Source organism: Streptomyces sp. PR69 (assembly GCF_026420845.1).
Classification (GTDB): Bacteria; Actinomycetota; Actinomycetes; order Streptomycetales; family Streptomycetaceae; genus Streptomyces.
The window spans coordinates 1-9687 of the sequence record NZ_JAOWCB010000066.1; the positions used below are offsets into that span (position 1 = coordinate 1).

General features: G+C 72.8%; 7 protein-coding genes. 1 reads left to right on the plus strand and 6 read right to left on the minus strand.

Annotated features, from left to right (window positions below):
- Positions 1-175: 175 nt before the first annotated feature.
- The 3 genes from OF819_RS28760 to OF819_RS28770 all read right to left on the minus strand — a co-directional run bounded on the left by OF819_RS28760 (position 176) and on the right by OF819_RS28770 (position 5960).
- Complete coding sequence (locus tag OF819_RS28760; protein ID WP_267246587.1) at positions 176-2089, minus strand: PQQ-binding-like beta-propeller repeat protein; 1914 nt, start codon at positions 2087-2089, stop codon at positions 176-178.
- 286 nt (positions 2090-2375) lie between these two features.
- Entirely contained in the window at positions 2376-4193 is a 1818-nt protein-coding gene (locus OF819_RS28765; RefSeq protein ID WP_267246588.1) for an ABC-F family ATP-binding cassette domain-containing protein, read from the minus strand.
- 333 nt (positions 4194-4526) lie between these two features.
- Positions 4527-5960 (minus strand): acyltransferase family protein, encoded by a 1434-nt coding sequence (locus tag OF819_RS28770; RefSeq protein WP_267246589.1) that lies wholly within the window; start codon positions 5958-5960, stop codon positions 4527-4529.
- A 192-nt stretch (positions 5961-6152) separates the two neighbouring features.
- Between OF819_RS28770 and OF819_RS28775 the strand changes: the two genes are divergently transcribed.
- Entirely contained in the window at positions 6153-6737 is a 585-nt protein-coding gene (locus tag OF819_RS28775) for a Uma2 family endonuclease (protein WP_267246590.1), read from the plus strand.
- Between the two features lie 10 nt (positions 6738-6747).
- On the opposite strand, the gene OF819_RS28780 is transcribed toward OF819_RS28775, so the two are convergent.
- From OF819_RS28780 to OF819_RS28790, 3 genes are all read right to left on the minus strand, one after another.
- Complete coding sequence (locus OF819_RS28780) at positions 6748-7647, minus strand: 4-(cytidine 5'-diphospho)-2-C-methyl-D-erythritol kinase (RefSeq protein ID WP_267246591.1); 900 nt, start codon at positions 7645-7647, stop codon at positions 6748-6750.
- The gene (gene rsmA / locus OF819_RS28785) at positions 7644-8462 is read right to left on the minus strand and encodes a 16S rRNA (adenine(1518)-N(6)/adenine(1519)-N(6))-dimethyltransferase RsmA (protein ID WP_267246593.1); all 819 of its coding nucleotides are present in this window, start codon (positions 8460-8462) and stop codon (positions 7644-7646) included. The genes OF819_RS28780 and rsmA overlap by 4 nt, the downstream gene beginning before the upstream one ends.
- A 119-nt stretch (positions 8463-8581) precedes the next feature.
- The coding region (locus OF819_RS28790) for a resuscitation-promoting factor (protein ID WP_267246592.1) at positions 8582-9687 on the minus strand (1106 nt) is incomplete at its 5' end.

The following is a 9687-nucleotide window of genomic DNA, read 5'->3' on the forward strand; positions in this document are numbered from 1 at the left end:
GGCGGGCGGCTGCGGAGGCCCGCTCGGGGGACCCGGAGGGACCGGAGGGTTGTTCGGGGGGCCGCTCGGAGGATCCTGCGGGGCTCCGAAGCCCCCCTGCGGCGGTTGCTGGCTGGGCGGCTGAGTCATGGCCTGTTTACCTCTGGTGGCATGGGGAACGGACGGCGGGAGGAGGTCAGTTGCCGAAGGCCATCATGGTCTTCGTCTCCATCTCCTCGTCGTCGTTCCTGGCGCTGACACGCCCGCTCGCGATGAAGAACCGGCCGTCCGCATACGCCATCTTGGGCGAGTAGAAGTTGTTCTCGATCTTCGCCGTGGACGTCGGGTGCTGGAGCAGCACCTTCGGGTCGCCGCCGCTCGCTTCGATCGCCGCGACCGCGCCGCCGCGGTCCCAGGAGGCGGGCATATAGGCGATGACCTTGCCGCCGTCCGTCGTCAGCACCGTCATCGTGCGCTCCGGACCTGCCTTGGAACGCCACTTGGCCTTGCCGGTGTTCAGATCAAACGCGACGACCTCGTTGGTGCCGCGGGTGAGCTTGGTCGGCTTGGTCGACATATAGAACGCCGAGGCGTCGGCGGCGACTCCGGTGCAGCCTTCGAGGTTCTGGCCGAAGACGACGAAGGAGCCGCCGCAGCGCACGTCGTACTCATCGCCGCCGCCGTCGATCTGCGAGCGCAGCTTGCCGTTGTCGTCGAGCACGATCACCGACCACTTCTTGTCCTCGCGGTGGGTGATGGAGACGACGAGCGGGCTGACCGAGTAGACCTTGTTCACCTCCCAGCCCTTGGGGGTGTTGTACGTCCACGTGGGCTTGCCGGTGGCCGGGTCGACGCTCTGGACCTGCTGCTGGGGCACCTTGTAGTCGCTGGTCTTGCAGCTGGCGGCGGCGATCAGCTCGGGGCCGCCGGCGAAGGCGTAGGGCTTGCAGCCGTCGGACGGCTTGTCCCACAGCTTTTTGCCGTCGGCCATCGAGAAGCCGTACGAGGCGCCGGTGCCGGCCGCCGTCAGGGTGTTGCCGCTGATGGCCAGCGTGAAATCGGAGAACGAGAAGAAGCCGGTGCTCTTGGGGATGTCGGCCGTCCAGCCCTTCTTGCCGGTCTTCAGGTCGATCAGCTGGAGTTTGTTGCACTTGGCCTTCTCGCCGAGCGAGTCCTTCACCGCGATGACGATCTTGCCGTCGTCGGAGGTCCTCACCGGCGCGGCGCACAGCTCGGTGTCGAACGGCACGCTCCACTTCTTCTTGCCGTCCGCGGCCGAGTAGCCGGCGACCTCGCGGTACATGCCCTTGGCGACCGTGTCGCCGACGGTCCACAGGCCGTACACATCCGCGCCGCCCCGCGGCAGGTCGACATCGTTCTTGGTCAGGAACAGGACCTTGGCCTCGCCGTCCTGGCGGCCGGCGTTGAGGTCGTCGTCCGCCTCCCGGCCGGTGCCCTCGCCATCGCCCCGGTCGACGGCGTCGTCCGGGGCGCTGGGCTTTGGTGCGTCACCGCTCTTGGCGACGGACGGCTTATCGTCCTTGGCGTCGTCGCCGCCGCTGACCACGAAGTACGTGCCCGCGCCGACGACGAGCAGCGCGGCGACGGCCGCGCCGATGAGGACGGCCGGCTTGCCCTTGAGGAACCCGCCCTTGCCGGAGCCGGGCGGAGTGGGCGCGCCGGGGTACTGCGGCTGGGCCGGATAGCCGCCGTAGGGGCCCGGCTGCTGGCCGTACGGACCCGGCTGCTGGGCGTACGGGCCGGGCTGCTGGGCGTACGGGCCGGGGACCTGCTGCGGATAGCCGTAACCGGGCTGGCCGGGGGCCTGGCCGGGCTGCTGCGGATAGCCCCCTGCCTGCGGCGGGGGGACCCCCACACCGAGCGCGCCCGCAGGCGGAGTTCCCGGCGTCTGCGGCGGCGGGCCCTGGGGCGGCGGCGGGGTCTGCGGCGCGCCCTGCGGAGGCGGCGGCGTCTGCGGAGCCTGCGGCGGAGCCGCCGGCGGCGGTCCGGCGGGCGGCTGGCCCGCGGGCGGTTGCGGAGCCCCGCTCGGGGGGTCCTGAGGGGCTCCGAAGCCCCCCTGCGGCGGTTGCTGGCTGGGCGGCTGAGTCACAGCCCCTCCCCCTTCGTACGGATCCGCTGGCCGACCGGCCTCCCCCGCTGTTCCGGCCCTGGCGGCGGGGCGCCGGGGCCGGAACGGAGCGATTCGGACAGTGGACTTCCGCTGTATCACGTCAGTCGAGCGGGGCTTCTTTCTATCACCCGTTAGCGCACACGCCAGGGCCGGTCCTGCCCCGTACCCAAGGGAGGACCGGCCTGTGATGCGGTTGTTACGCGCTCTGCACGGCTTCTCTACTTCTCCGCGAGCTGTCCGCGCCCTTCACGCCAAGCCCTTCACGCTAGGCGTCTTCGGCGAGTTCCAGCCAGCGCAGTTCCAACGTTTCCCGCTCGGCGGCGAGTTCCCGGAGCTCGGCGTCCAGCTCCGCCACCTTCTCGAAGTCGGTGGCGTGGTCGGCCATGGCGGAGTGCAGCGCGGACTCCCGGTCGGAGATCTTGTCGAGCTGTCGCTCGATCTTCTGGAGCTCCTTCTTGGCGGCACGGGCGTCCGCGGCGGACCTGGCCTTGGCAGCGGGCGCCGACGGGGAGGGCTGGGCGGCGGCCGGCGCGGGCGCCGCGGCCTCGACCATCTGCTGCCGCCGCTCCAGATACTCCTCGATGCCGCGGGGCAGCATGCGCAGGGCGCCGTCGCCGAGCAGGGCGTACACCCGGTCCGTGGTCCGCTCGATGAAGAAACGGTCGTGCGAGATGACGACGAGTGAGCCTGGCCAGCCGTCGAGGAGGTCCTCCAGCTGGGTCAGCGTCTCGATGTCGAGGTCGTTGGTCGGCTCGTCGAGGAAGAGGACATTGGGCTCGTCCATCAGCAGCCGCAGCAGCTGCAGCCGACGCCGCTCGCCGCCCGACAGATCGCCGACCGGGGTCCACTGCTTCTCCTTGGCGAAGCCGAACCGCTCGCACAGCTGACCTGCCGTCATCTCGCGGCCCCTGCCCAGGTCGACGCGGTCGCGCACCCGCTGTACGGCCTCCAGGACCCGCAGGTCCGCGTCGAGTTCGGCGACCTCCTGGGAGAGATACGCCAGCCGTACGGTCTTGCCGACGACGATCCGCCCGGCCGCGGGCTGGGCGTCTCCGCCGGTGCGCGCGGCCTCGTCGAGCGCCCGCAGCAGCGAGGTCTTGCCCGCGCCGTTGACGCCGACGAGACCGATGCGGTCGCCGGGCCCGAGCTGCCAGGTCAGATGCTTCAGCAGCACCTTGGGCCCGGCCTGGATGCCCACGTCCTCCAGGTCAAAGACCGTCTTGCCGAGCCGGGCGCCCGCGAACCGCATCAGCTCGGAGGCATCCCGCGGCGGCGGCACATCGGCGATCAGCTCATTGGCGGCCTCGATGCGATAGCGCGGCTTGGAGGTGCGCGCGGGCGCGCCCCGGCGCAGCCAGGCCAGCTCCTTGCGGATCAGGTTCTGCCGCTTGGCCTCCTCGACGGCGGCGATGCGCTCCCGCTCGGCGCGGGCGAAGACGTAGTCGCTGTAGCCGCCCTCGTACTCGTACACCGTGCCGCGCTGCACATCCCACATCCGCGTGCACACCTGGTCGAGGAACCAGCGGTCGTGGGTGACGCAGACCAGCGCCGAGCGGCGCGCCTGGAGGTGGCGGGCGAGCCAGGCGATGCCCTCCACGTCCAGATGGTTCGTCGGCTCGTCGAGGACGATCAGATCCTGCTCGGCGATGAGCAGCTTGGCGAGGGCGATGCGCCGCCGCTCGCCGCCGGACAGCGGTCCGATGACGGTGTCCAGCCCCTGCGGGAAGCCGGGCAGGTCGAGACCGCCGAAGAGTCCGGTGAGCACATCCCGGATCTTGGCGTTCCCCGCCCACTCGTGGTCGGCGAGGTCGCCGATCACCTCATGCCGTACGGTCGCCGCGGGGTCGAGCGAATCATGCTGGGTGAGCACCCCGAGCCGCAGCCCGCCACTGTGCGTGACCCGCCCGCCGTCGGGCTCCTCCAGCTTGGCGAGCATCCGGACGAGGGTGGTCTTCCCGTCGCCGTTGCGCCCGACGACGCCGATGCGGTCCCCCTCGGAGACGCCGAGGGAGACGCCGTCGAGCAGGGCGCGGGTGCCGTACACCTTGCCGACCGCCTCGACATTGACCAGATTGACCGCCATCTCACTCCATGCCGCCGTTGTGCTGAACCGGCTTCCCAGCCTAGGCGGTGCGAGCGGAGCCCTTCCTCTCACCCGTGCTGGGGGCTCCGCCCCCAGACCCCGTACGGCCTTCGGCCGTGTCCTCAGACGCACAATTCACCCTCGCCGACGGACTGAGGCGCGGGGGCCCGCACACGTCAGCCCCGCCAACACCTGAGGCGCGAGGACCCGCACCACTCAGCTCCCCGACGCTTGACGCGGGAGAACCCGCACCATCCAGCCCCCCGACGCCTGACGCGGGAGAACCCGCACCATCCAGCCCCCCGACGCCTGACGCGGGAGAACCCGCACCACTCAGCCCCGCCGGCGATTGAGGCGCGGGAGCCAGAAACTCAGCCTCGCCTGGGGGTACCTCCCAGCGGTAGCTGGGGGAGATTGAGGCGCGGGGGTTCGGGGGCGGAGCCCCCGGGAAACGGGGAAGACGACCAGCCACCAGCCCGCCAGGGCCATGGCGACGGCGGCGGGCGCGCTGACGTCCACGGCGACGAGAGTGGCGGTACGGCCTTCGAGAAGCCCGGCGAAGCCGACCATGGACAGGCCCAGGATGCCGAGGAGGCAGAGGACGACGCCGAGGGCGGCCCGCCCCGTACCGCCCGCTCGGACGTCAGACGCGGCCGCGGGCTTCTCGAAGCCGCGGAAGGCGGCGACGAGCAGCGCGGTGAGCACGGCGGCGGCCGCGAGCCGCAGCGGGGCCTGCGCCCACCAGGCGGCGGAGGCGGGGGCAGGCAGCTCCGCGTCGACGGCGAGCAGCGCGCCGTACACGCCCAGCATCGCCGTCAGATGCCACAGAAACGCGGTCATGGCGACGCCGTTCGCGGCGATGACCGTCCGCCATGCGCGGGGCCGCGCGACCAGCCGGGCGCCCGGCCCCCGCAGCAGCTCGACCGCGCCGACCAGCCACACGCCGTGGCAGAGCAGGGCGAACGTGGGCGGGGCCATGTTGGAGACCTGCTCGCCTGGCATCCCGACCATGCTGAGGGGATACGGCCCGAACGCGACGAGCGCCGCGGCCCCGGCGAGCCCGGCGGCGGCGAGGGCGGCGGGCACATCCGGTGCGCGGAGCCGTCCGTCGGCGCGGAGGAAGCCCAGCTGGTGGACGGCCAGCCAGACGAAGGCGAAGTTCAGGAACTCGACGTACGGCGTGCCCGCGGCGAAGCGCAGCAGGTCCACGGCCGCGGCGGCCGCCAGCAGCGCGGTGAACGCCCCCCATCCGTACCGCTCGTGCAGCCGCAGCAGCGGCGGCGTGAGCGCCGCCATGGCCAGATAGATCCCGATGAACCACAGCGGCTGCGCCACAAGCCGCAGCGCCATCCCGCTCAGCCCACGCGACACCGCCTCCCCCGCGACCGCCTGCACGACGAGCGCCCCCGCGCCCCATACTCCGATGAACGCCATCGTGGGCCGCAGCAGCCGCCGCAGCCGGGCCCGCAGGAACAGGGCGTACACCCCGGTGTGCGGCTCGGGGCGTCTGCGCAGCAGCGACCGGTAGGCGAGGGCGTGCGAGAACCCGCCGACGAAGAAGAACACCGGCATGATCTGCAGCACCCAGGTGAGCGGCTGCAGCCCGGGCACGACGGCGAGCAGATTCCCCACGCCGTCCCCGGTGACCACGGCCATCAGCCAGTGCCCGAGGACCACGGTCCCCAGGGAGACGACCCGCAGCAGATCGACATACCGGTCCCGCGTGCCGGGTGTGGCGGCGGCGAGCTCACGAACGCTGGTTCCCATGCGCGTACGGTGCCGGGGCGGAGCGGACGTGCGTCAGCGCGCTGCTACTCATTTCCGCGCCTGAGTACGGTCCGCTGCGGGGGAGGAATCGCGCGGCATGGCACGTTTTGAGACAGGATCGATTCCTGCCGTGCCGGAGACCGGACGCGATAGCGTCGTGGTCGACCGGCCGCCGACAGGAGGTGGGCGCCAGTGAACCTTCCCGTGTTGCACCCGCGTCCCGGGAACCTGCGCGAAGTCGCCGAGCGGATCGAAGCCTCCACCGGGCTGCGGGTCGAGATCATCAAAGGCAGCCTCGTGATGTCCCCCACCAGGCGCGGCAAACACGCGGGTACCATCCGCCGCCTGCGGATCCAGATCGACCCCCGCCTGCCCGCGGGCCTGGCCCCGTACGAGATGTCCTCGGTCGCTTTGCCGGAGGACCCTGACGACTACGCCACGCCCGATCTGACGGTCCTGCCCGTTGAGTGGGACGAGGACGACTCCTGGCTCGCCGACCCCGGAGACGTGGCCCTGGCCGTCGAGGTGATCTCCCCGTCGGAGAAGGCGAAGGACATCACCGACAAGAACGGCTGGTACGCCCGCGCCGGGGTTCCCGCGCTGCTGGTCCTGGACCCCCGTACCGGCCGCTGGAACCTGCACACCCGCCCCAAGGACGGCGAGTACCGGGGTCGGCTGGAGGGGGTGTACGGGGAGGCGGTCGAACTTCCCGCCCCACTGCCGTCCCCGCTCGACACCGGAGTCCTCCCGCGCTACGGCTCCCCGGGGCCCGCGTAGCCGGCCCAAATCAGCGCAGCGTCGCGCCCGCCGCGGGTGAGGACGCCGTACGGGCCGTGCGGCAGGTGCCGGAGGAGGTCAGCGCCCGGGCGACGGCCTCCGCCGCGGTCGGGTTCTCGGCGAGGAAGGCCGTGGTGGGGCCGGAGCCGGAGACGAGGGCCGCGAGGGCGCCTGCGGCGAGGCCCGCGGAGAGGGTTTCGGAGAGGGCGGGGCGCAGGGAGAGGGCCGCGGGCTGGAGGTCGTTCGAGAGGGTCGCGGCCAGTGCGCCCGCGTCGCCCGTGCGCAGCGCGTCGAGGAGCGCGGGCGCGGCCTGGGGCGCCGGGATGTCCGTGCCGGCGGCGAGGCGGTCGAACTCGGCGTACACGGCGGGGGTGGACAGGCCCCCGTCCGCGACGGCGAACACCCAGTGGAAGTCGCCGCCGACCGGCAGCGCGGTGAGCTGCTCACCGCGCCCGGTGCCCAGCGCCGCCCCGCCTGCCAGGCTGAACGGCACATCGCTGCCCAGCTCCGCGCAGAGGGAGAGCAGTTCCTCGCGGGGTGTGGCAAGACCCCACAGCGCGTCACACGCCAGCAGCGCGCCCGCGCCGTCCGCGCTGCCGCCCGCCATGCCGCCCGCGACGGGGATGTCCTTGTCGATATGGATGTGGACGGCGGGTTCGATGCCATGGCGCGCGGCGAGCAGCTCCGCGGCCCGCGCGGCCAGGTTCGTGCGGTCCAGCGGCACCTGTCCGGCGTCCGGGCCGGCGCAGGTGACCTTCAGTTCGGCCGCGGGGGCGACCGTCACCTCGTCGTACAGCCCGACGGCGAGAAAGACGTTCGCCAGGTCGTGGAAGCCGTCCGGCCGCGGCGCGCCCACCGCCAGCTGGACGTTGACCTTCGCCGGCACCCGTGCCGTCACCGCCGTGCTCACGCCTTGGCCTCCGCGATCCGTGCGAACTCTTCGACTGTGAGGGATTCTCCCCTGGCCTGTGGGGAGATCCCCGCGGCGGTGAGCGCCGCCTCGGCCGCCGCGGGCGACCCGGCCCAGCCGGCGAGCGCGGCGCGCAGTGTCTTGCGGCGCTGGGCGAAGGCCGCGTCGACGACGGCGAAGACCTCTTCCTTTGTGGCGGAGGTGTCGACCGGCTGGGCGCGCCGCACCAGGGAGACCAGGCCGGAGTCGACGTTCGGCGCGGGCCAGAAGACATTGCGCCCGATGGCGCCGGCCCGCTTGACGTCGGCGTACCAGTTGGCCTTGACCGACGGCACGCCGTACACCTTGTTGCCGGGCCGGGCGGCGAGCCGGTCGGCGACCTCCGCCTGGACCATGACGAGCGTGCGCTCGATCGTCGGGAAGCGGTCGAGCATGTGCAGCAGCACCGGCACGGCGACGTTGTACGGGAGGTTCGCGACGAGCGCGGTCGGCGGCGGCCCCGGCAGCTCCTGTACGTGCATCGCGTCGGAGTGGACGAGTGAGAAACGGTCCGCGCGCTCGGGCAGGCGCGCGGCGACGGTGGCGGGCAGCGCCCCGGCCAGTACGCCGTCGATCTCGACGGCTGTCACCCGGTCCGCCGCCTCCAGCAGCGCCAGGGTCAGCGAGCCGAGTCCGGGGCCGACCTCGACGACCACGTCGTCGGGCCGCACCTCGGCGGTGCGGACGATCCGTCGGACGGTGTTGGCGTCGATGACGAAGTTCTGGCCGCGCTGCTTGGTGGGGCGTACGTCCAGCGCCGCGGCCAGCTCCCGGATGTCGGCGGGGCCGAGGAGCGCGTCGGAGGCCGTGCCCTGAGGTCCCGCGCCCTGAGATCCCGCGCCCTGGGGTCCCGCGTCCTGCGGTCCGGCGGCGCGGTCGTGGTGGTCAGTGGTGCTCACCGATACAGCCTACGGCCGCAGTGCGGCCAGGGACTCGCCCCCCGCTGTACGTACAGCTTCTTCGCCCGCCGGGTCTGCTCCTCCGGGGAGGCGTCCTGCGCCACGCCCTTGCCGCCGAGCGCCCGCCAGGTCTGCGGGTCGAACTGGTACAGCCCGCCGTACGTCCCGGAGGGGTCCACCGCGCCGGGCCGGCCGCCGGACTCGCACTCCGCGAGCGCCTGCCAGTTCAGCCCGTCCGCCCCGGCGACCGACACGGGCCGCGGCTTGGTCCCCACCCGCACCAGCTGGGCGACCGGTGCGCGCACCACCTCGTCGGAGAGTTTCCGCGGCTTCTGCCGGACGCCGTTGACGGTGCGCAGGGCGTAGGTGACCCGGCGCGCGCCGGGTCTGCCCTGCCGTGCGACGACCTCGGTGCCGGCGAACAGCGTGTCGTCGCGGGTCCGGAACGTCTGGAACGGGATGGCCTCCTCGCGGACCTGCCGGGAGCCGGTGATCCGCATCACGGTGATGGTCTGTCCGTCGCGCGGGAAGTCGTCGAGCGGCACGGAGGCGGTGTCCTCGCCGCGCAGCACGATCCCGGCGGCGGCCAGCGCCTCGCGCACGGTGGCGGCGTTGGTGCGGATGGTGCGTTCGCGGCCGTCGGCCATGAAGGTCACGGCCCGTTCGGTGCGGACGAGCAGCGTCAGCCCCTCGCGGGAGATCGGCGCGGAGCGCGAGGCGGACAGAAACGCGCCCTCGGCGCGCACCCCGAGCTGGCGCAGCGCGCCGTCGACCGTGCGGGCGGTGGTCCAGACACGGCGGCGGCGGCCGTCGAGGGTGAGGGTGAGGGGGCGGCCGTAGCGGACGACCACCTCGTCGCCGTCGGCGAGCGGTTCGCCGGCGGCGGGCGAGACGAGGTCGTGTGCGCCGGTGTCGACGCCCTCGTCCGCCAGCAGTTCCGCGACGTCGTCCGCGTAGGTGTGCAGGGTGCGCGGCGTGCCGTCGACGCTGAGCCGGACGGCCTTGTCGCTGGCGACGAAGGCGGAGGCGCCGCCCGCCAGAAAGGCGACGACAAGAGCCTGCGGCACCAGCGGGACGAGCCGGTTCCGGCCGCCGCCGCCCC

What these genes read in the sequence shown, in the direction of transcription:
- OF819_RS28765 (WP_267246588.1), bottom strand. Translation starts at nt 4,193, where the DNA reads ATGGCGGTCAATCTGGTCAATGTCGAGGCGGTCGGCAAGGTGTACGGC.
- OF819_RS28770 (WP_267246589.1), bottom strand. Translation starts at nt 5,960, where the DNA reads ATGGGAACCAGCGTTCGTGAGCTCGCCGCCGCCACACCCGGCACGCGG.